The following is a 20,121-nucleotide window of genomic DNA, read 5'->3' on the forward strand; positions in this document are numbered from 1 at the left end:
ATTAATTTGCGTTTGCGCGTACCTGTACCCCGGAAAACACACGGCGCATGCCGATCACCGCCACGCGTCGACGATGATCCGCTTCAGAACGTGCAGCTTGCGATGCAGAAAATGTTCCGCCCCCGGAATCACGACCACGGGCAATTCCTGCGGACGCGCCCAGTCGTAAACGGATTGAATGGGAACCGTCTCGTCGGTCTCGCCGTGAATCACGAGCGTGTTTTCCGGCACGGGCGCGACCTCCCAGCGGCTCGCCGCCGTGCCGACCAGCACCATTCGCTCGACCTCCTGACCTTCTTCGCGCAGCTTCGCGGCCACGTGAGACAGCACGAAAGTGCCGAACGAAAAACCCGCGAGCACGAGCGGCAGATCGGCCTGGCCCGGTTCGGCCCGCATGTGATCGAGCACGGCGCGCAGGTCGTCGCGCTCGCCGATGCCCGCGTCATGCTCCCCTTGCGTTTCGCCGACGCCGCGAAAATTCGAGCGATAGGTCACGTAGTTCAACTGCACGAGCGTGCGCGCGAGCGTTTGCGCGACCTTGTTGTCCATCGTGCCGCCGAACAGCGGATGCGGATGCGCGACCAGCGCGATGCCGCGCGGCGCGGCGCCGCTCTCGCGCGTTGCATCGGGCAGATCCAGCGCGACCTCGATCTTGCCGACCGGGCCGTCGATCAGATACTTCTTCGTATGTGTGTTCATGGCGAGGCTTATTGATCGATTTTCAGACGCTCGACAATCTTGCCGTTCACCAGATGCGAGTCGACGATTTCGTCGATGTCGCTCTCGTCGACATACGTGTACCAGACGCCTTCCGGATACACGACGAGCGTTGGGCCGAGCTCGCAGCGGTCGAGGCAACCGGCCTTGTTGATACGTACCTGACCCGGACCTGCGAGACCGAGTTTCTTCACGCGTTTTTTCGCATACTCCTGCATCTCCTGCGCGTTGCAGTTCGCGCAGCTCGGGCGCTCGGCGCCGGGCTCGCGCTGATTGAGACAGAAGAAGACGTGGTACTTGTAGAAAGAGTCCATGATGTCCGGGGCGAAACTGCCAGGGTGGGAATGGCGCTGAATGCACGACGGCGCGCCTGTTGTGCGAACGATTATAACGAGCGGGACCGGCGGCCGCCGATGCCGGCTGCGCTTCGCGCGGGCTTTATGCGCGCTTCACGCGCCGCCTGAGCCACGCCTGCTCGACCACATACGCCAGCCACACCAGCGCGGCGTACGGCCAGATCCATGCGAGCCAGTGCGCCAGCCCGTTGAAGTGCAGATAGCGCCCTTGCCGCCAGTCGGCGAGCACGGCATCGAAATAAGGATTCACGGGCAACAGATTGACGAACACCAGCGCGACCGTCAGCGCGACACCTGCCAGCATCGCGCGGGACCGGCGCCGCAGTCGCAGCGCGCACAGTGCGGCCGCGGTGCCGCACACGAGCCCCGCGAGCGCGCCGGGCGTGGCCCAGTCGAACGCGAGACCGGACTGCGACTGCAAAAACGTCGCGCCGACCTTCACGCACAAGGTCATGAAAATGAACAGGAGCAACAAACGCACGCGCGGCGCATGCCGACGCACCGGCAACGACGCCAGCGCGAGCGCCGCGAACAGGTTGAGCGTGGTGATCACCGCTTCCCACACGTCGTCGGGCATCCAGGCGGCGACGACGGCCGGCCAGGCGCCAACGTGCCAGCCCGGCGGCGTCCACGAGAGCAACGCATCCTGGGTGGTCGAATCGAAACGCAGCCAGAGCGCGCGCGGCCAGTTGCCGAGACCGAACAGGCGTGGCGCCGGGTACATCGTCGCGAATGGCCACGCCGCGATCAGACACGCGAGCGCGGCTCGATCGCGCTCGAACCACACGAGCCGCAAGCGCCGCAGCAAACCGCGGTCGAGCAGCGCGCCCGTGGCCGGCGACATGATGGCCGCGCCGAGCAGCGCGCCGAGCGCATTGGCGGCGAGATCGAGGTTGGAAGCGACACGCGTCGGCAGATAGGTTTGCACGGCTTCCATCGCGCCCGAGAGCAGGCCGCCGAGCACGAAGGCGAGCGCGACTGCCAGCGTGCCGCGCCAGCGCGGATAGAGCGCAAGCACCACCAGCGCGCCGAACGGCATATAGCCGAGCACGTTCGTGACGACGTCGAACGCCGTCAGGTACTGCGGCATGGGATCGGACAGGAAAGCAAACGGACCGAGGCCGAGCGAACGCCAGCCCGAAAACGGATACCACGAACCGTAGACGATCAACGCGGCATACAGCACCAGCGCTTGCCGGGCGAGCGCCGACGGACGGCGCAGCCAGGGTCGTTCGCTCATGCAGCGCTCCGTTGCGTGCGCTGCGAGCCGGTCATTGCGCGGCGACCAGCGCCTGCACGCCGAGCCACGCGCCAATCTGCGCGACCAGATCGTCGCTGGCGCTGGCGAGCGCCTGCGCACCGCCGGCGGCGTCCGCCGACCTGGACGGCGCGCGCGCGATAAAGGTGCGCTGACCGATCACCTTGCCGCTCTGAATCAGCGTGGCGCGCGCGGTAACCGCGGCGTGACTTTCGGACTGGCTGTCGAAAACCTGTTCGAACTCGCTCAGATCGACCTTCAACACCGGCGCGGACACGCCGTCGGCGCCCGTCAGCACGGTGCCGCGCGAGCTGAGCGCGCCACGCAGACGCTGCGTCAGCAACTGCGAAGGCATCATGGTCCAGTGGCTGTTCGCGTAAGCAGCGGTCTGCTGTGCGTCGGCGAAGCTAAGACGGTAAACCAGCTTGTCCGATTCGAGCACGTCCGGTGCGCTGACGTCGAGCACCTTCACAGCCGGTGACGTACCCGCGGACGCCGCCGGAGCCGGCGGCCCGAAGTCGTAGCGAATGTCCGAGAGCGCCGCGGGGTTACCGGCGCAGCCCGCGGCCAGCACGCCGAATGCGAGCAACACCGCTAGCGCGGCGCTCGAGGAGAACAATCGGTGAATCGAGCGTGACATGACAATCTTCCTTTCTTCAAACCTTCAAAATCATTTGGCGGCGCGGGCGGCAGGCCACTGGAATCCTGCTTCGCCAGGGCCAGGCGCCACACCCGGCGCGCCGAACAGCACGCTGCGCGGATTGGTGCTGAACGTATCGGCTGCGCGATCCACCGAGCGGGCGGCGGAGCGCACGTCTTCAGCGAGCGAATTGACGCGCGGCAAGGTGTCGTAGCCGACCCGCGCCGACAGTTCCTGCAACGAGCCGTTCATCGACGTCAGCGCATCACCCGCCTGTTGCGCGGCCGTGCCGACCTTGTTCAGGTTGGTCTCGAACGGACCGTTCGGGCGGTTCAGCCCGGTGATCAACTGATTGGTCGACGCCAGCGTGCGGTCCAACTGATCCAGCGTGCCGGGCAACTTGCCGGCGGCCGGCGCGATCTGCTGGGTCAGCGTGGCGACGCCGTCCGCAGCCTTCTGAAGGCTCGCCGCCGTGCCTTGCAACTGCGCGGCCATTTCCGGCGACAACAGATTGTCGACGTCGTTTGCGACTTTTTCGAGTTTACGCAGCAGCACGTCGCCGCGTTGCTGCAGTTGATCGAGCAAGCCGGGGCGCATGGGCAACTGCGCCACCTGTTTGGCCGAAGACGGCAGTGGCGTCGGATCGCGCCCGTTGTCATCCAGCTGGATGAAGGCGATACCGGTCACGCCCTGGAAACCCAGGCTGCCGAATGTCGAATGCGTAATCGGCGCGTGCGTGTCCACGAGAATACGGATCAGAATCTGCCCTGGATGATCCGGATCGAATTTGATCGACTGCACCTTGCCGACGTCGAGCCCGCGATAGCGCACCGCAGCGTCGGTAAACAAGCCCGTGACGTTGGTGCGCGCAATCAGATCGTACGGCACCCGCACGGAACGGTCGACGTTGAACAAAAAAGCCGCCACCGCGACTGCCGCCAGCAAAACGATCGTGAAGAGCCCGGCCCAGAAGGCATGTGATTTGTTTTCCATTGTCAGGTTCCCTGGTTCACAGCGGCAATTCGGACGACGCCGGCTCGAGCGCGGCGCGCGGCAGCTTCGCGCGGCGCTCCGGCGGCAACGCCTGCAATGCGCGCCGCCCGCGCAAGCCGAGGAAATACTCGCGGATAAAAGGATGATCGACCGCCGCCGCCTCTTCGACCGGCGCGGCGACCAGCACCTTGCGATCCGCCAGCACGGCGACGCGGGTGGACAGCGCGATCATCGTGTCGAGATCGTGCGTAACCATCACCACCGTCAGGCCGAGCGCGCGGTGCAGCGCGGAAATCAGCTCGACGAATTCATCGGACGCCTGCGGATCGAGTCCGGCCGTCGGCTCGTCGAGAAACAGCAGTTCGGGTTCGAGCGCGATAGCCCGGGCAATGCCCACCCGTTTGATCATGCCGCCCGACAGCGCCGACGGCATTTTCGACGCATGCTTGCACGGCAGGCCGACCATCTCGAGCTTGAGCATCACGATGTCGCGCAACAGATCTTCGGGCACCTGGCCGAGTTCGCGCACCGGCTGCGCGATGTTGTCGAACACCGAGAGCGACGAAAACAGCGCGCCGCGCTGGAACAGCATGCCGGAGCGGCTGCGCATGAGCAGCGCGGTTTCCGGCGAAATGGTTGCGAGATTCTCGCCGAACAGCTTGATGGTGCCGGACGACGGACGCTCGAGACCGAGAATCTGCCGCACCAGCGTGGTCTTGCCGGAACCCGAGCCGCCGACGATCGCCATGATCTCGCCGCGCCGCACGTCCAGATTCAGATGCTGGTGCACGATGTTGCGGCCGTAGCGCTTGGTCACGTCGATCACTTCGATCACCGGCTCGGCGATCGAGGGGACGGGTTGGCCACGCACGGCCTGAGTGAGTGGCGCGATCATCCGAGCCCCACGTTCTGGAAGAGGATCGCGAACACGGCGTCCGCGAGAATCACGATCGTGATCGAGGTCACCACCGAGGTCGTCGTGCCTTCGCCGAGACTTTGCGAATTGGCCTTGATACGGAAACCGAAGTGACAGCCGACGATCGCGATCAGCATACCGAACACCACGCCCTTGCCGAGCCCGATCCACAGATTCGCAACCGGCACGACGCCCGGCAACGCCCGCGCGAAGTAGCTCATGTCGATGCCGAGCACGATCTTGGCGGCCAGTGCGCCGCCGGTCAGCGCGATGATGTTGGTCCACATGACGAGCAGCGGCATGGCCACGCCGAGCGCAAGCACGCGCGGCAGGATAAGCCGCAGGCCGTGCGGAATGCCCATCACGCGCATGGCGTCGAGTTCCTCGGTCACGCGCATTACGCCGATCTGCGCGGTGATGGCCGAACCCGAGCGGCCCGCCACCAGAATCGCCGAAAGCACCGGCCCGAGTTCGCGAATCACCGAGAGGCCGAGAATATTGACGATGTACTGGTTCGCGCCAAAAAGCCGCAGTTGCTGCGCCGACAGATAGCTCAGCACGATACCGATCAGGAACGCGACCAGCGCCGTGATCGGCAAGGCCTTGGTGCCGGCGTTATAGATATTCGCGGAGATCTCGGTCCACGGCGTGATTTTCGGCTTGCGCGCGATCTCCATCAGATCGAGCACGACGCGCCCGAGCATGGCCACGCCGCCATACAGATGCTCGAAGAACGAGAAGATCGCGAGTCCCAGCCGCGTGAACGGATCGAGTTTGATCACCGGCTCGGCTGTCTCGCGCACGGTGTCGAGCAGCGCGATGCGCTCGAAAATGTCGCGCTGCGTGTCGGTGAGCGTGGTATCCGCCGGCATCTTGTGCCCCCACACGCGCCACAGGGCCTGGCCGCCGACGTGGTCCATCCGGTCGATGCGCGACAGGTCCCACTGGCCGATGCCTTCGGTGCCGACCAGTGAACGCAGTAGCGGAATCACGTGCCCGGTGGCCCGGTCGCGGGCGAGCGCGAGCGCCGTCCACTGGCCCGAGAGCCGGACGATCTTGCCTTGGCTGCCTGCCGCGACTTCGAGGCCGGGCGGAGTGTCGTAGTTCAAGGATCGCTGAATCTGGTTATCGGTTTAGGGGCCATTGTAACGAAGGCGCGGCAGAAGGACCGTCCACGTGGGCTGAGCGCGTTCGCTGTCGCTACAATATGAGTCATGAACGCTTCCAAGACTCCCCCGCAGGCCGCCGCCGCAGCCGCGCACCAAACCGATTGGCGCATCGACCGCGAGCGCGCCGTCGCCCTGTTCGGCCCGCAGGCGAACGATTGGCCGATCGAGATCGTCGAGGAAACCGGCTCGACCAACGCCGATTTGATGGCCCGCGTCAAAGCGTTGCCGCGCAAGGCCGGCGCATTGCCGCGGCCGATCGTGCGGGTCGCGTATCTGCAGACGGCCGGGCGTGGCCGCCGCGGCCGTCCGTGGTATGCGGAGCCGGGCAATGCGCTGCTATTTTCGGTGGCCTGCGTGCTGCCGCGCCCGCTCGAAGGACTCGCGGGCCTGAGTCTCGCCGTAGGCGTGGCGCTGGTCGACGGGCTGCGCTCGCTGCCGGTCGCGGGTCCCGGCCAGATCGCGCTGAAGTGGCCGAACGACGTCCTGCTCGAAGGCGACAAGCTGGCCGGCATCCTGATCGAAACCGCGTGGAGCACGGATAAAGCCAGCGCGGTGGTGATCGGCATCGGCACCAACGTGAAGGGCGCGGACGAACTCGCCGCCAAAGTCGGTGCGCTGAACGCCAGTGCGCCGCCGCAGGCGCGCGGCACCGTTCCGACCGCATTGCAGCGCGCGCTCCCCAACGCCAACCTCACCGATACGCTCGCCGCCGAACTGAATGCACTCGAACCGGCTTTGCAGCGCTTCGGCGCTGAAGGCTTCGCGCCGTTCCAGGCGCGCTGGAACGCGGTGCACGCTTACGCAGGCCGCGAAGTCGTGTTGCTGGAACAAGGCGAGGAACAGATGCGCGGCGTGGCGGCGGGCGTCGACGAGCGCGGTCAGTTGCTGCTCGATACCGCGACCGGCCGCCAGATCGTCGCGACGGGCGACATCTCGCTGCGTCTGGCCGACGGTGCTGCATGACGCGCGGCAAGCCTGATCTGTTGATCGACGCCGGCAATAGCCGCATCAAGTGGGCGCTGGTGCAGACGGGCGGTTCGCAGATTGCGGGCGGCGCGCTGGGGCACGGCGGCGAGGATCAGCCGGACTGGTCGAACTTGCCCACGCCCGGCGGCGCATGGTTGTCGAATGTGGCGGGTGAAGGCGTCGCTCAGCGGATTGCCGCGTTGCTCGACGCGCACTGGCCACACTTGCCGCTCACCACGATCCGCGCGTGCCCAGAGCAATGCGGCGTGACCAACAGCTACACCGCGCCGCATACGCTCGGCAGCGACCGCTGGGCCGGCATGATCGGCGCGCACGCGGCGTTTCCCGGTGAACATCTCCTGATCGCGACGTTCGGCACGGCCACTACGCTCGAGGCATTGCGTGCGGACGGCTGCTTTGTCGGCGGTCTGATCGCGCCGGGCTGGACTTTGATGATGCGCTCGCTCGGCGAGCACACGGCGCAACTGCCGACGCTCGACGCCAATGCGGCCCGCGGCCTGCTCGACGGCAGTTCGGCCGACGCAGTACGCCGTGGTCCGTTCTTCGCAACCGACACGCCGCGCTCGTTGTCCGCCGGCTGCACGTTGGCGCAAGCGGGGTTGATCGAGCGGATGTGGCGTGATCTGCAGGAAGAGTGGCGGGTGCCGGTACGGCTCGTAGTCAGCGGCGGCGCTGTGGACGAAGTGGCGAGTGCACTGAAAGTGCCGCATACTCGCCACGATTCGCTCGTGCTGTCCGGTCTTGCGCTGATCGCTGCCGAGCGCGCAGCTTAACGCGCGGCCTGATCGCGGCGATATGGATAACCGCGGATAACGGCGGCTCAACTTCTGGACGGGGAAAACCAACAATGCTGCGCTGGCTGATCGCCATATTGTTTCTTGCCAACATGCTGGCATTCGTCGCGGTGCGCGGCGTATTTGGCCCGACGCCCACAGCCGGCGGACGCGAGCCCAACCATCTGAACCGCCAGGTTCATCCGGAATGGTTGAAGGTGAAGCCGGTCACGGCAGCCGAGGCCGCCGATCAGGCAGTGGTGGGCGGACCGGCACCGGCGGCGCCGATCGCGGCCTCCGCGCTGTCGCAGTAACGCGGGCAGTTACGCGTTCGGCCGTCAAGATTCGAAACGCAAGGAGCCAGTTCGACACGGCAACTTTACCGCGGCACCATTAAGCGCCATTGAGCGCCACTCAGCCATTAGCCCTGAGTACGGACTTTCTTCAGCAACGCGGTGGTCGAGCGGTCATGCTCGAAGGGAATCGCCAACGCCTTGCCGCCCCAGCCTCGCACAATGGCCGACTCGGGCAACGTGTCCATGTCGTAGTCGCCGCCCTTGACGAGCACATCCGGCCGAAGCGCCGAAATCAACTCCACGGGCGTCTTCTCGCCGAAGCACACCACGTAGTCGACGCTCTCCAGCGCTGCCAGCAACGCCATGCGGTCCGCCTCGTTATTGATGGGCCGGTCGTCGCCTTTACCGAGCATGCGAACCGATGCATCGCTATTCACGCCGACAATCAGGCAGGCGCCCAAAGCCTTGGCGTCCGCGAGATAAGTGACATGCCCGCGATGCAGGATATCGAACACACCGTTGGTAAACACAACTGGCGCGCTCAGCGAAGGACGCAGCGTCGCCAGAGCATCGCGCGTCAGGATCTTGCGTTCAAAAATGGCAGCCATGACGGAGTCGGAAAGAGACAAGGAAGTGCCGTCACGATACACGGTGAACGGCATGAAGCAAAAAGGCCCGGCAAGCTCGCGCGTGCCAGGCCCTTCCTGAAGCCCTCGAGCCGGTTCGCGGCGCGCGCCGCAAACCGGAGTCAGGCGCTTTCGACCATCAAGCCGGCTGTTCGGCCGACTTCTGCTCGGCCTGCAGACGCAGCACCACTTCCTTGCGGTAGCGGTTCAGTTCCTGCGCCGTGTTGAACGTGCGCTCGAACAGAATCGACAGGTTGTGCAGAATGCGCTCCACCACCTTCTTTTCCCAGCTGTCGTCGAAACGGATCTGCTCGTCGAGCCAGCGTTCGAGCCATTCCGGATCCGGCAGACGCGATTGAATCGTGTCGCGCGGGAACAGCGCCTGGTTCACGTGCAGGTTGGTGGGGTGCAGCGGCTTTTCCGTGCGGCGAGCCGATGCCATCAGCACGCCGATCTTCGCAAACGCAGCGCGCGCGATGTCGCCGGTTTGCGACATGGCCTTCTTCATGTAGCGCAGATATGCGCCGCCATGACGCGCTTCGTCGCGCGAGATCGTTTCGTAGATGTGCTTGATGACCGGCTCGGTGTGCCATTCGGCGGCACGGCGATACCAGTGATTCAGGCGGATTTCGCCGCAGAAGTGCAGCATGAGCGTTTCGAGCGGCGGCGCCGGATCGAATTCGAAGCGCACCGCGTGCAGCTCTTCTTCGGTCGGGCACATTTCCGGCTTGAAGCGGCGCAGATATTCCATCAGCACCAGCGAATGCTTCTGTTCTTCGAAGAACCACACGCTCATGAACGCGGAGAAATCGCTGTCGTGATGGTTATCACGCAGAAACATTTCCGTGGCGGGCAACGCCGACCATTCGGTGATCGCGTTCATCTTGATCGTCGCCGCCTGCTCGTCGGTCAATAGCGATGCATCGAACTTGTCCCAGGGAATGTCTTTCTCCATGTCCCATCGAACGGATTCGAGCGATTTATAAAGTTCCGGATAAAGCATGGTGTTCATAGTCCCACCCCTGTTCTGCGCATACTGTCTGTGTCTGTTACTACTACGTGTAGCACTTTTGCTCACGACGAACGGATCGCACCGGGTGCGCGCCGTTTGCCGGCCAAGCATTCAATTTTACGCGGTAATCGGCCGCCCAGATGCACCTGGCGGCAAAGAAGTCCTGGCGTTTTGCGCCTACGCCTAACCTTAGGTTATGCGCTGCGCGGCCAACCGTGGGTGAGGGATACCCGTGCCTGAGGTCGAGCCAGTCTGCGATCAAGGCCGCACCGTCCAGCCCTGCGCCGGGGATACCGGCGGCAATGCAGCAAGGGCGGTTGGATTGGTTGTATTCAGCGCACGCCCAAAAGCCACATAAAAAAGCTTACACAATGATAGCACGCTGACCTGACGCAACCCGCACTGCAACAGACGCAATTCCGGTGCCTGACTGATCTCGCGCAACCCATTGCGAGATTCGCGGAGTGTGTCGAAGATCGGCGTCAAAACCATGACAGACGGCGAATTCGCCGTTTCCGGCAGCGCCAGGGCTCGGACTCGCGCCGCCGCGTTTCATTCCTTCTGTTAGATAGACTTTTTCGTGGTTCTCGGGCTGGCGCTCGCACCACTTGTGGTGCTCGTACCACTCGTGCGCCTGGCCGACGTCGGCGCCCGCTTCGCCGCCGGCCGCGTAGCCGCGTGCTCCGCTTCCTGCGCGGGGGGCGGCGGCGCGTCGCTCGCCGGTTCAGCGCCGGATGCCGACGCCGCCTCTTCGCCTGGCGCGGAATCGGTTGCCGCGCTGCCAGCCGCGGCCGCCGGCTGCGTCATCGCGAACTGGGCGATCTGGTTGAACTGGGATTGCAGCAGATTCCACCACGCGGACGCGTCGAAGGGCGGCGTTGCCGGCGTTTGCTCTTCGTCGCCGGAGGGCTCTTCGGCCGACGAACCGGCGCTCGCCGAAGCAGCCGGCGCCGGGGTGGGCGCCGGTGCGGCCGGATGCGGCCAGCCCGTCGGCGCTGTGGGACTCGGCGCGGCGGAGGCCGCCGCGGGCTGCGTCATCGACGACTGCGCGAAGGCGCCGAACGCGCGCAGCGTCGCGAGCGTCGCGCGCTGCACTTCGAGCGCCTGAATCGCGGACTGCAACATGTTCAGATTCAGCTTGAGCCATTGCTCGACCGCGCGCATGTCGGTGATGCGCTTGTCGAGTTCCTCGACATTCGTGAGCGGTGCCATCATGTCCGACATCATGGAGAGCGAGGGACCGAGGCTGCCGCCCGGTTGCGCGCCGGAGAAAGCCGAGCCGAACGGCGACATGCGCATCATGCCCCACATGCGCTCGAGCATTTCAGCGGGCGGAAATCCAGGAAAGCCGGGAAAGGGCGGCGTGGAGCCAGGAGTGTCGGTCATGCTTGTCGCCTCGCTGCATAAAGAAGGGAAGGGGCGCCGTGCCGCGCGCGTCTGATTCGATCATACCGCGCGGACAGTGGCGTCACGAGCGCTCGCCGTCCACCGCGCCGCCGCCCGACGATTTCCCGCGCCACGGGTCGGCGCCACCGAAATCCGGCGCGCGCCGCTCGCGCAGCGAGTTCACGCCTTCGCGCACATCCGGCCCGGCAAAACCCATGAATTCCAGCGCGAGCGACGTATCGAACGCGGGCCCTGCCGAGCGCAGCCAGTTGTTCAGCGCGTATTTGGTCCAGCGAATCGCCGTTTGCGAGCCGTTGGCCAGCTTCTGCGCAACCTCGAAAGCCTTCGGCAGCAGTTCGTTTTCGTCGACGGCAAGCGACACGAGGCCAATACGCTCCGCCTCTTCGCCGCTCACCGGTTCGCACAGCATCAGGTAATACTTGGCTTTCGCCATGCCGCACAGGAGCGGCCACACGATCGCCGCGTGATCGCCCGCGGCCACGCCCAGACGCGTGTGGCCGTCGATAATGCGCGCCGTCTTCGCCGCGATCGAGATGTCGGCGAGCAGGCCCGCCACGAGCCCCGCGCCCACCGCCGGGCCGTGCATGGCGGAAACGACCGGCTTGCTGCAATTGATCACGTTGTAGACCAGATCGCGCGCCTCGCGCCACACGCGCGCGCGCACGTCGAAATCGGTTGCCATGTCTTCGACGAGTTGCAGGTCGCCGCCGGCCGAAAATCCCTTGCCCTCACCGCGAATGATCGCCACACGCGTATCGGGATCGCGGTCAACGTCGCGCCAGATCTCCGCGAGCTCAAAGTGCATGCGCGCGTTGGCGGTGGCGAGTCCGCTCTTGTTGGCGCCCTCGCCGCTCATCACGACTTCGAGCACGCCGTGCGGATGGCGATGCAACTGGAGCGACTGATAGTGCGCGTAAAACGCGTCGTTACGGTGTGGTGCCTGAGACATGATGAGCAATCCGTATATCGGTGTATCTGTTGAACCGGGCCGCGTTCATTGAGCGCGCCGCCACCGCAAGTGCAAGCGGCGCGAGAAACATGAAACGGCCCGGCGTTTTACTGAGTGGCGCATGCGCCGCTCGTTCAGCGCGGCTGATAAACCCACTTCGCATTCTTGATCTCGACCATCACACGCGCCCGTTGATCGAGCCCGAGGTGATCGGTGGCGCTCATGTTGACGACGCCGTTGGTATCCGCGAGACCGCGCGTCGCTTCGAGCGCGTTGCGCAGTGCGCGGCGAAATTCCGGCGAGCCCGGCGCGCCGCTTTTCAGCGCGACCGGTACAGCCTGACCGAGCAGCATGCCCGCGTCCCATGTGTACGAGCCGAACGCCGACACGCTGCCCGTGCCGCGCACGGCTTCGAAGCGCGCGATGTAGTCGAGCGCGAGGCGCTTGGCCGGATGATCCGCCGGCAATTGCGCGGCGACCAGCACCGGACTCGCGGGCAGGAAGGTACCGTTGCAATCCGCGCCGCACACGCGCAGGAAGTCGTTATTGCCGACCCCGTGATTGTGATAGATCAGCCCTTTGTAGCCGCGTTCCCGCAGCGTCTTCGGCGGCAACGCGGCGGGCGTGCCGGCCGCGCCGACCACCACGGCATCGGGATGCGTCGCAAGAATCTTGAGGACCTGGCCGGTCACGCTCGGATCGGTGCGATTGAAGCGCTCGCTCGCCACCATACTGATGTGATGCAGTTGCGCGAACTTCGCCACCTCGGTGTAGAAGGTTTCGCCGAGCGCGTCGGCCTGGCCGATGAACGCAATGGTTTTGACGCCGTGCAGGCTGGCATGTTCGGCAATCGCCGACGCCATCATCGCGTCCGTTTGCGGCGTCTTGAAGACCCAGTGGCGTTTCGCATCCACCGGCTCGATGATCTTCGCCGACGACGCCAGCGAGATCATCGGTGTTTCACCTTCGGCGACCACGTCGATCATCGCCAGCGAATTCGGCGTGATCGACGAGCCGATGATCGCATCGACGTGATTTTCGGAGATCAGCTTCTTGGTGTCCTGCACGGCCTGGGTGGTATCGGACGCGTCGTCGAGCACGATGTATTCGACGCTCTGACCGCCGATCTGCTTGGGCAGCAACGCAACCGTATCGCGTGCGGGAATGCCGAGCGACGCGGCCGGCCCGGTCAGCGACAGCACGAGGCCGATTTTCACCTGCGCCAGTGCAATGCCGGGCAGGATGCCCGCAACTGCCGCGCACAATGCAACGGCACGACGCGCGAGCCGGCTATGCGATCGATTCACGCGCAGGCTCGATGCGCGAGCGCGCCGGCTTCCAGGTTCAAGGGTTTCGATTTGCGGCATGCTGTCTCCTCACGGTTTTTCGTTTTTGATGTGCTGCCGATGGACTTGCTCGTGCCCGGCTCACGTGTCGTTCACGCGCTGTTCTGCGTCACGGCGTTCATGCGATGTCCCCACTGCCAGCCCGCCCCGGGCCGCGCCGCCGCGCCAGTCAGTGTAGCCGCGCGCACCGGCCGCGGCATCGGGCTAAACCCTTTCGCATCCGGCGCGGCGCGCGCAGGAGCGTGCATCAATCCAGCGGCGCGATGCCCTGGTCGATCGAACCGAAAATCGACTTGCCCGCTTCATCGAACATTTCGATCTTCACCGTGTCGCCGTACTTCATGAACTCGGTCTGCGGCGCACCGTGCTCGATCGTTTCGAGGCAGCGCTTCTCGGCGATACAGCAATAGCCGCGCTTGGCGTCCTTGTTCGATACCGTTCCCGAGCCCACGATCGCGCCCGCGCGCAGGTTGCGCGTCTTCGCCGCGTGCGCGATCAACTGGCCGAAGTGGAACACCATGTCGGTGCCGGCGTCCGGCTGACCGACTTTCTTGCCGTTCCAGTGGACGATCATCGGCCGGTGCACGCGGCCTTCGCGCCAGTGTTCGCCGAGTTCGTCGGGCGTCACCGCGACCGGCGCGAACGACGTGGCCGGTTTGCTCTGGAAAAAGCCGAAGCCCTTCGCCAGTTCGGCGGGAATCAGGTTGCGCAGCGAGACGTCGTTGACGAGCGTGATCAGACGCACGCTCCTGAGCGCCTGATCGGGCGTGGCGCCCATCGGCACGTCGGTGGTGATCACGGCCACTTCCGCCTCGAAGTCGATGCCGAATGCCTCGGATGCGCACAACACGTCATCCTTCGGTCCGATGAAGTCGTCGCTGCCGCCCTGATACATCAGCGGGTCGGTCCAGAACTCCGGCGGCATTTCCGCGCCGCGCGCGCGCCGCACCAGTTCGACATGGTTCACATACGACGAGCCGTCGGCCCACTGGAACGCGCGCGGCAGCGGCGCCATGCATTCCCTCGCGTCGAAAGCGAAGGTGTTGCGCGCGCGACCCTGATTGAGCGCGTCATACAGATCGTGCAGTTGCGGCGCATAGAAGGCCCAGTCGTCGAGCACGCGCTGCAACGTGGGCGCGATTGCGTCGGCGACGGCCGCGGTGTGCAGGTCGCGGGACACGACGATCAGCTGGCCGTCGCGCGTGCCGTCCTTCAGCGTGGCAAGTTTCATAGATGAGTGAACCGTGTTAGTGACGATAGAAGGAATCTATTCTACGATGGTGAATCGGCGCAGCCCAAATGCCCGCGTCCGCCTCACCCGTGTATCACCTTTGAATGCGCTTCGTGCGCCTCGCTCATGCCTCCAATTGCCCGCTCCGGCGCGATCCGCACCGACGCCGACTCCGCCGAACCGCTCGACACGCCCGAATCCGAAGACGAAAGCGCAGACAGCGGCGAGGAAAAACTGCGCTCGGGCATCCAGTCGATCGAAGTCGGCTTCAGATTGCTCGATGTCCTGACTCACGAACCGCGCGCCATGATGCTGCGCGATCTCGCCCAGCGTGCCGGCATGAGCCCGGCAAAGGCGCATCGTTACCTGGTGAGTTTTCTGCGCCTCGGCGTGGTGTCGCAAGATCCTTTGTCGGGCCGTTACGAACTGGGCGGTTTTGCGCTGCAATTGGGACTCGCGCGGCTCGCCCGCGTGGACGGTGTGAAGCTCGCGCGCATCGCGCTGTCCGAATTGCGCGACCGGCTCGATCTCACGGTCGGCATCGCGGTATGGGGCAATCAGGGGCCGACCATGGTGCACTGGATGGAATCGAGCTATCCGGCAAAGGCGTCACTGAAACTCGGCGATGTGATGCCGCTGCTCAGTTCCGCCACCGGCCTGCTGTTCGCGGCATATCTGCCGTCGAGCAAGACCGCCGCGATGCTTGAACGTGAACTGGCCGATTCGCGGCGCTCGTCACATATAGGTGGCCCGCGCACGAGAGACGAAGTCGAGCAGGTGCTCGCGCAAGTGCGCGAGCACCAGGCGGCGCGCGTGGAAGGCATGTTGCTGCCCACCATCCACGCGTTCTCGATGCCCGTATTCGACTCGACCGGCGAACTCGCGCTCGGCCTCGTCGCGCTCGGTCATGAGGGCGTGTTCGATATTCGCTGGGGCGGAGAGATCGATACGGCGCTGCGCGAGTGCGCGCAAAAGCTCTCGTATGAGCTGGGGTATAGTGCGGCGCCGCGTGACGACAAGGCGTGATGCCGTGCGCGAGGCGCGGCGCGATCGTCGGCTCGGAAACAGAAAACCTGGTGAGCGGACCGCTCGGCGTTGCATGTGTTGTATGCGTTGCTCGGTGCGTTGATCGGTGCGTTGACTGCGCGTTGACCGTCGGTATCGCATGAGCGCGGAACATCGCTCGCGGCCGTGCGGTCGAATCGGTTCGCGGCTGGCCTCGCCGCTTGCAGATGAGCGTGCACCCGTTTTTTCCTGATAGCCGCAGCCCATACACCCTGGCCGTCAATCCCGACGCTTTCCTTCCGAACACGTTCACTTGCCGATGTCCTCAGCTCCCGCAGCCCGCCGTTCCGATCGCACCCCGCCCAGCGGGCCGCGCACCGGTATGCGCGCGGGGCGCTGGATCGCGGTGTTGCTGATCGTGGCCGTTTTGCACTGGATTGCCGCGCAATGGGTCGAGCGCAATCGCGCGACGCTGAATCCTTCGGACAACGAGCATGTGCCCGTGCAAGTCGCTTTGCTGACGCCCGAACGGATCGAACGTCAACCGGCCGCCGCCGCGACCTCCACGCCTGAACCAGCGCCCGCGCGGCGGGCACCGGCGCGCAAGCCGCGCGAACATGTGTTGACGGCGCTGCAACCGGCGAAGCAAGCGGCGCCGGTTGCGCCTGCCGCGGCATCGAACGCGGCGGCGAGTGCACCAGATGCAGCAGGCGCCAACGCGACTCCGAATGCCGCCGCGAGCGCCGCCGGCGCGGCCAGTGCCCCCGCTGCCGCGAGTGCGCCGCAAGCGTCGCCAGGCGTGAAATTCTCCGTCCCGCCATCCGGAGAACTGCAGTACGACACGTTCTACAACGGCGTGCGCAACCAACCCGGCACGATCCATTGGACGAGCACCGCACAAAGCTACGAAATGGTCGTCTCGGTGCCACTGCCTTTCGTCGGCACATTCGTGTATTCGAGTCACGGCCGCATCGACGCATTCGGCCTCGCGCCGGACCAGTACATCGAAAAGCGCGGCCGCCGGGCTGAAGACATCGCGATTTTCAATCGCACGGACAAGAAGATCGCCTTCACGCGCACCCCGGCCGCGCTACCGTTGCCCGATGGCGCGCAGGACCGTTTCAGCATGGTGATGCAACTCGCCAGCCTCGTGCGCGGCGATCCCGCCGCTTACAAACCGGGCGTGACGCGGCAGTTCTTCGTGGTCGACAACGATAGCGGCGAAAATTGGCCGGTCGAAACGATTGGCGACGAAACCATCCGCACGGACCAAGGCTTCCTCGACACGCGCCATTTCAAGCGCCTGCCCCGCCATGACGGCGATCTACGCCGCATCGACGTGTGGCTCGCGCCGTCGCTCGGCTGGCTGCCCGCGCGTATTGTCCAGACGGAACCGAACGGCACGCAATTCGAACTGGTATGGCGCGGCAAGCTCAATGCCGGCAACGCCGACGGCTCGCCCGACAGCAATGGAGCAACGAGCACGGCTTCCTCTGACAATTCGACCGGGCCATCTACCCCCGCTTCACCGGCAGCTATAACCGGCGTTGGACCTTCTACACCCACTTCCCCGGCGGATACACCCGGCGCTGGACCTTCTGCACCCGCCTCGCCCGGTGGTGCAGCGCCTTCCCCAGCAGCCCCGCCAGTCGATTCGACCGAGCCCGCCAACGCGCCTGGCATCATCAAACCCTGAGAGCCGCCAATCCGAGCGCGGCCTCGATCAAATCGACGAAACTTCCACAACGAGGTCGACTCGCAACACATTGCTGCAACCGTTCGCGCCGATGCTGCGTATACAACGAGACATACGGCCCAGTTGGGCGACAGCGCGCGTGAATGGACCCTTCCACTGCGTTCCCCTTAAAGGAGCCCGCATGCAAGTGAACATCAACGGTATCGAGACGCGCTATGTGTTGAGCAACGAGGGCGGCGGCCCATGGCTGACGTTCGTTCACCAGCTCGGCGGCGATCTGTCCGTTTGGGACCAGCTCGCCGGCTATTTCCGCGACGACTACACCGTATTGCGCTACGACGTGCGCGGCCACGGCAAGACCGCGGCATCCGGCGCGCCCTTTGGCGTGGCCGATCTGTCACGCGATCTCGCCGCACTACTCGATACACTCGATGCACCCCGTACTCATCTGGTCGGCATGTCGATGGGCGGCATGATCGCGCAGCAATTCGCGCTGGATCATCCTACGCGCGTCGACACGCTAACGATCGCCGACACTAGCGGCGGCACGCTGCCGGAGGCCCGCGCCACCTGGGACCAGCGGGCTGCCGCGGCCCGCAGCGAGGGCATGGCCGCGCTCGTGCCCGCGACCTTGAGCCGCTGGCTGACAGCCGATTTTCAGACTGCGCACCCTGAAGCGGTCGAGCAGATCCGCGACGTATTGATGCAGACGTTGCCAGAAGGCTACGCCATGGCGTGCGAAGCCCTGCGCGATTTCGACGTACGCAGTAAGCTGACAACAATCCGATGCCCAACATTGACCGTGGCGGGCCGCCACGACACGGGCACGCCGCCTGCTTCCACTCAGGCGATAGCAGACGCCATCGAAGGCGCACGTTTCGAACTGCTCGATGCCGCTCATCTTGCGCCCATCGAGCAATCTCACCGTTTTGCTGCACTGCTTGAAACGTTTCTTGAAAGGCCGGTCTAACCGGTAGGTTCGGAGCTTTTATATCCGTCAATCCGGACCCACCCCTTGAATTCCAAACCATATGCTCCACCTATGGCGCAGGAATGGCCAGGAGCCAACGGAAATAAGGAGTGTCGCCATGCAAATGATCTACAACAGCCCCAATTATTGTGTCGTCGAGTTTCCGCCGCAGGAAGGTCCTCTGGCCATGAAGTCAGGTGGCTATGAGATCGTCGACAAGAACATGCAGCGCGAGATCTATATCGACGGAGCAATGGCGGCGCGCTTTCGCGAGCACGTGCAGAAGTTGATCGAAGAGGAGCCGTCGCTAGACGAAGTTGACGAATTCCTCGGCCAGTTCGACAGCCTGATGCATCAACCGGTGATTCTTCACTAAGCGAGAGGTCTGGCTTTACGTTTTCGGCGACATACATCGACCACGCCGTCAGGCCCCGTCCCGGGCAGCCCGGCGGTTTTTACAAGTTCGTCGGCAATTGTGAAGCGGCCCAGCAGCTTTTGCCTGACTGGGCCGTTTTCTTTGTAGCGCCGCTTTGGCGCTCTTTCGCATGCGGCACGCCTCGACAGGCAGGCGGCCGCCCGCCCGCCCGCGCCGGGCGGTTTCGTCCGGCAGCGGCTACAATGACAGGTTTCCCGAAAAAGCCGGCGCAAGCCCTCGTCCGCCATGAACCAGCCCGCTCAAACCGCCACGCCAGTCCGTCCCGACGCCGCCTACACGCGCGGCACGGCGCTGCCCGCGCTGCTCAAGTCGCGCATCCTGATCCTGGACGGCGCGATGGGCACGATGATCCAGCGCTACAAGCTCGACGAAGCCCGCTATCGCGGTGAACGCTTCAAGGACTACGGGCGCGACATCAAGGGCAACAACGAGTTGCTGTCGATCACGCAGCCGCAGATCATCAGCGAGATCCACGAGCAATATCTGGCGGCGGGCGCGGACATCATCGAGACCAACACGTTTGGCGCGACCACGGTTGCCCAGGCGGACTACGGCATGGAAGACCTCGCCATCGAGATGAACCTCGAGTCGGCGAAACTGGCGCGAGCCGCCTGCGACAAGTATTCGACGCCCGACAAGCCACGCTTTGTCGCCGGCGCGATCGGACCGACGCCGAAGACCGCGAGCATTTCCCCCGACGTGAACGATCCCGGCGCACGCAACGTGACGTTCGACGAACTGCGCGCGGCCTACTACGAGCAGGCCAAAGCGTTGCTCGACGGCGGCGCCGATCTGTTCCTCGTCGAGACCATTTTCGACACGCTCAATGCGAAGGCTGCGCTCTTTGCGTTGGATGAACTGTTCGAAGATACCGGCGAGCGTCTGCCGATCATGATCTCCGGCACCGTCACCGACGCGTCGGGCCGCATTCTGTCGGGCCAGACGGTCGAAGCCTTCTGGAATTCGCTGCGTCACGCCAAGCCGCTCACGTTCGGTCTGAACTGCGCGTTGGGCGCGGCTTTGATGCGCCCGTACATCGCCGAACTGGCCAAGCTGTGCGACACGTATGTGTCGTGCTATCCGAACGCCGGCTTGCCGAATCCGATGAGCGACACGGGCTTTGACGAATTGCCCGCGGATACCTCGGGCTTGCTGAAGGAGTTCGCGCAGGCTGGTCTCGTGAATATTGCCGGCGGCTGCTGCGGTACGACGCCGGAACATATTGCGGCGATTGCGCAGGCGCTGGCCGAAGTGAAGCCGCGCCAATGGCCGACGCAATACCGCGACGCAGCCTGAGGCGAGCGGCGGTTCGCTGAGCCGCCTCCCCCGCCCGCCGTA

The 20,121-nt window shown here is 64.8% G+C and carries 21 protein-coding genes; 8 read left to right on the plus strand and 13 right to left on the minus strand.

Going from position 1 to position 20,121, the window contains the following annotated elements; all coding sequences use genetic code 11:
• Positions 1–54: 54 nt before the first annotated feature.
• From P0D68_RS16890 to P0D68_RS16920, 7 genes are all read right to left on the minus strand, one after another.
• On the minus strand, positions 55–699 hold the full coding sequence (locus tag P0D68_RS16890) for an alpha/beta hydrolase (RefSeq protein ID WP_091796897.1): 645 nt from the start codon (positions 697–699) through the stop codon (positions 55–57).
• An 8-nt stretch (positions 700–707) separates the two neighbouring features.
• Positions 708–1,031: a (2Fe-2S) ferredoxin domain-containing protein gene (locus P0D68_RS16895; RefSeq protein WP_408184521.1), complete on the minus strand. Its 324-nt coding sequence runs from the start codon at positions 1,029–1,031 to the stop codon at positions 708–710.
• A gap of 124 nt (positions 1,032–1,155) precedes the next feature.
• Positions 1,156–2,313: a VanZ family protein gene (locus P0D68_RS16900; protein WP_408298536.1), complete on the minus strand. Its 1,158-nt coding sequence runs from the start codon at positions 2,311–2,313 to the stop codon at positions 1,156–1,158.
• A gap of 31 nt (positions 2,314–2,344) precedes the next feature.
• Positions 2,345–2,971: an ABC-type transport auxiliary lipoprotein family protein gene (locus tag P0D68_RS16905; RefSeq protein WP_408184519.1), complete on the minus strand. Its 627-nt coding sequence runs from the start codon at positions 2,969–2,971 to the stop codon at positions 2,345–2,347.
• Between the two features lie 30 nt (positions 2,972–3,001).
• Positions 3,002–3,964, minus strand: coding sequence for an MlaD family protein (locus P0D68_RS16910; protein ID WP_091796901.1), 963 nt, complete (start codon positions 3,962–3,964; stop codon positions 3,002–3,004).
• A 16-nt stretch (positions 3,965–3,980) separates the two neighbouring features.
• Complete coding sequence (locus P0D68_RS16915; RefSeq protein WP_091796902.1) at positions 3,981–4,859, minus strand: ABC transporter ATP-binding protein; 879 nt, start codon at positions 4,857–4,859, stop codon at positions 3,981–3,983.
• Entirely contained in the window at positions 4,856–5,989 is a 1,134-nt protein-coding gene (locus tag P0D68_RS16920; protein ID WP_408298533.1) for an MlaE family ABC transporter permease, read from the minus strand. Before P0D68_RS16920 ends, P0D68_RS16915 begins: the two co-directional genes overlap by 4 nt.
• A gap of 105 nt (positions 5,990–6,094) precedes the next feature.
• Between P0D68_RS16920 and P0D68_RS16925 the strand changes: the two genes are divergently transcribed.
• From P0D68_RS16925 to P0D68_RS16935, 3 genes are all read left to right on the plus strand, one after another.
• Positions 6,095–7,012: a biotin--[acetyl-CoA-carboxylase] ligase gene (locus tag P0D68_RS16925; protein ID WP_408298531.1), complete on the plus strand. Its 918-nt coding sequence runs from the start codon at positions 6,095–6,097 to the stop codon at positions 7,010–7,012.
• Positions 7,009–7,809 carry a type III pantothenate kinase gene (locus P0D68_RS16930; RefSeq protein WP_408184515.1) on the plus strand — a complete coding sequence of 267 codons (801 nt, stop codon included), beginning with the start codon at positions 7,009–7,011 and terminating at the stop codon, positions 7,807–7,809. The genes P0D68_RS16925 and P0D68_RS16930 overlap by 4 nt, the downstream gene beginning before the upstream one ends.
• Before the next feature lie 74 nt (positions 7,810–7,883).
• A complete protein-coding gene (locus P0D68_RS16935; protein WP_091796909.1) occupies positions 7,884–8,123 on the plus strand; it encodes a hypothetical protein in 240 nt (79 codons plus the stop codon).
• Positions 8,124–8,230: 107 nt separating this feature from the next.
• On the opposite strand, the gene rfaE2 is transcribed toward P0D68_RS16935, so the two are convergent.
• From rfaE2 to P0D68_RS16965, 6 genes are all read right to left on the minus strand, one after another.
• Entirely contained in the window at positions 8,231–8,713 is a 483-nt protein-coding gene (gene rfaE2 / locus P0D68_RS16940) for a D-glycero-beta-D-manno-heptose 1-phosphate adenylyltransferase (RefSeq protein ID WP_091800843.1), read from the minus strand.
• A 157-nt stretch (positions 8,714–8,870) separates the two neighbouring features.
• Positions 8,871–9,743 carry a ferritin family protein gene (locus tag P0D68_RS16945; protein WP_091796911.1) on the minus strand — a complete coding sequence of 291 codons (873 nt, stop codon included), beginning with the start codon at positions 9,741–9,743 and terminating at the stop codon, positions 8,871–8,873.
• A gap of 564 nt (positions 9,744–10,307) precedes the next feature.
• Entirely contained in the window at positions 10,308–11,129 is an 822-nt protein-coding gene (locus P0D68_RS16950; protein ID WP_091796913.1) for a PhaM family polyhydroxyalkanoate granule multifunctional regulatory protein, read from the minus strand.
• Positions 11,130–11,211: 82 nt separating this feature from the next.
• A complete protein-coding gene (locus P0D68_RS16955; RefSeq protein ID WP_408468718.1) occupies positions 11,212–12,099 on the minus strand; it encodes an enoyl-CoA hydratase/isomerase family protein in 888 nt (295 codons plus the stop codon).
• 134 nt (positions 12,100–12,233) lie between these two features.
• On the minus strand, positions 12,234–13,466 hold the full coding sequence (locus tag P0D68_RS16960; protein WP_408298525.1) for an ABC transporter substrate-binding protein: 1,233 nt from the start codon (positions 13,464–13,466) through the stop codon (positions 12,234–12,236).
• Between the two features lie 226 nt (positions 13,467–13,692).
• A complete protein-coding gene (locus P0D68_RS16965) occupies positions 13,693–14,676 on the minus strand; it encodes a fumarylacetoacetate hydrolase family protein (protein WP_091796919.1) in 984 nt (327 codons plus the stop codon).
• 126 nt (positions 14,677–14,802) lie between these two features.
• Between P0D68_RS16965 and P0D68_RS16970 the strand changes: the two genes are divergently transcribed.
• From P0D68_RS16970 to P0D68_RS16990, 5 genes are all read left to right on the plus strand, one after another.
• Positions 14,803–15,702, plus strand: a complete 900-nt coding sequence (locus P0D68_RS16970; RefSeq protein WP_408298523.1) for an IclR family transcriptional regulator — start codon at positions 14,803–14,805, stop codon at positions 15,700–15,702.
• Between the two features lie 298 nt (positions 15,703–16,000).
• Positions 16,001–17,377 (plus strand): DUF3108 domain-containing protein, encoded by a 1,377-nt coding sequence (locus P0D68_RS16975; RefSeq protein ID WP_408298521.1) that lies wholly within the window; start codon positions 16,001–16,003, stop codon positions 17,375–17,377.
• Between the two features lie 181 nt (positions 17,378–17,558).
• Complete coding sequence (locus P0D68_RS16980; protein WP_408298519.1) at positions 17,559–18,347, plus strand: alpha/beta fold hydrolase; 789 nt, start codon at positions 17,559–17,561, stop codon at positions 18,345–18,347.
• Between the two features lie 118 nt (positions 18,348–18,465).
• Complete coding sequence (locus P0D68_RS16985; protein ID WP_007179533.1) at positions 18,466–18,723, plus strand: BTH_I0359 family protein; 258 nt, start codon at positions 18,466–18,468, stop codon at positions 18,721–18,723.
• A gap of 285 nt (positions 18,724–19,008) precedes the next feature.
• Complete coding sequence (locus P0D68_RS16990) at positions 19,009–20,079, plus strand: homocysteine S-methyltransferase family protein (RefSeq protein ID WP_091796928.1); 1,071 nt, start codon at positions 19,009–19,011, stop codon at positions 20,077–20,079.
• Positions 20,080–20,121 lie beyond the last annotated feature (42 nt).

The sequence above is a fragment of the Paraburkholderia sp. RL17-380-BIE-A genome (genome assembly GCF_046028085.1).
Taxonomy (GTDB): domain Bacteria; phylum Pseudomonadota; class Gammaproteobacteria; order Burkholderiales; family Burkholderiaceae; genus Paraburkholderia.

Excerpts from the sequence above, each read along its gene's own strand:
- P0D68_RS16935 (WP_091796909.1), top strand. The coding sequence starts at position 7,884 with ATGCTGCGCTGGCTGATCGCCATATTGTTTCTTGCCAACATGCTGGCA.
- P0D68_RS16905 (WP_408184519.1), bottom strand. The coding sequence starts at position 2,971 with ATGTCACGCTCGATTCACCGATTGTTCTCCTCGAGCGCCGCGCTAGCG.
- P0D68_RS16910 (WP_091796901.1), bottom strand. The coding sequence starts at position 3,964 with ATGGAAAACAAATCACATGCCTTCTGGGCCGGGCTCTTCACGATCGTT.
- P0D68_RS16950 (WP_091796913.1), bottom strand. The coding sequence starts at position 11,129 with ATGACCGACACTCCTGGCTCCACGCCGCCCTTTCCCGGCTTTCCTGGA.
- P0D68_RS16925 (WP_408298531.1), top strand. The coding sequence starts at position 6,095 with ATGAACGCTTCCAAGACTCCCCCGCAGGCCGCCGCCGCAGCCGCGCAC.
- P0D68_RS16895 (WP_408184521.1), bottom strand. The coding sequence starts at position 1,031 with ATGGACTCTTTCTACAAGTACCACGTCTTCTTCTGTCTCAATCAGCGC.
- P0D68_RS16985 (WP_007179533.1), top strand. The coding sequence starts at position 18,466 with ATGCAAATGATCTACAACAGCCCCAATTATTGTGTCGTCGAGTTTCCG.
- P0D68_RS16915 (WP_091796902.1), bottom strand. The coding sequence starts at position 4,859 with ATGATCGCGCCACTCACTCAGGCCGTGCGTGGCCAACCCGTCCCCTCG.
- P0D68_RS16990 (WP_091796928.1), top strand. The coding sequence starts at position 19,009 with ATGAACCAGCCCGCTCAAACCGCCACGCCAGTCCGTCCCGACGCCGCC.
- P0D68_RS16980 (WP_408298519.1), top strand. The coding sequence starts at position 17,559 with ATGCAAGTGAACATCAACGGTATCGAGACGCGCTATGTGTTGAGCAAC.
- P0D68_RS16970 (WP_408298523.1), top strand. The coding sequence starts at position 14,803 with ATGCCTCCAATTGCCCGCTCCGGCGCGATCCGCACCGACGCCGACTCC.
- rfaE2 (WP_091800843.1), bottom strand. The coding sequence starts at position 8,713 with ATGGCTGCCATTTTTGAACGCAAGATCCTGACGCGCGATGCTCTGGCG.
- P0D68_RS16960 (WP_408298525.1), bottom strand. The coding sequence starts at position 13,466 with ATGCCGCAAATCGAAACCCTTGAACCTGGAAGCCGGCGCGCTCGCGCA.
- P0D68_RS16900 (WP_408298536.1), bottom strand. The coding sequence starts at position 2,313 with ATGAGCGAACGACCCTGGCTGCGCCGTCCGTCGGCGCTCGCCCGGCAA.
- P0D68_RS16945 (WP_091796911.1), bottom strand. The coding sequence starts at position 9,743 with ATGAACACCATGCTTTATCCGGAACTTTATAAATCGCTCGAATCCGTT.
- P0D68_RS16965 (WP_091796919.1), bottom strand. The coding sequence starts at position 14,676 with ATGAAACTTGCCACGCTGAAGGACGGCACGCGCGACGGCCAGCTGATC.
- P0D68_RS16930 (WP_408184515.1), top strand. The coding sequence starts at position 7,009 with ATGACGCGCGGCAAGCCTGATCTGTTGATCGACGCCGGCAATAGCCGC.
- P0D68_RS16890 (WP_091796897.1), bottom strand. The coding sequence starts at position 699 with ATGAACACACATACGAAGAAGTATCTGATCGACGGCCCGGTCGGCAAG.
- P0D68_RS16955 (WP_408468718.1), bottom strand. The coding sequence starts at position 12,099 with ATGTCTCAGGCACCACACCGTAACGACGCGTTTTACGCGCACTATCAG.
- P0D68_RS16975 (WP_408298521.1), top strand. The coding sequence starts at position 16,001 with ATGTCCTCAGCTCCCGCAGCCCGCCGTTCCGATCGCACCCCGCCCAGC.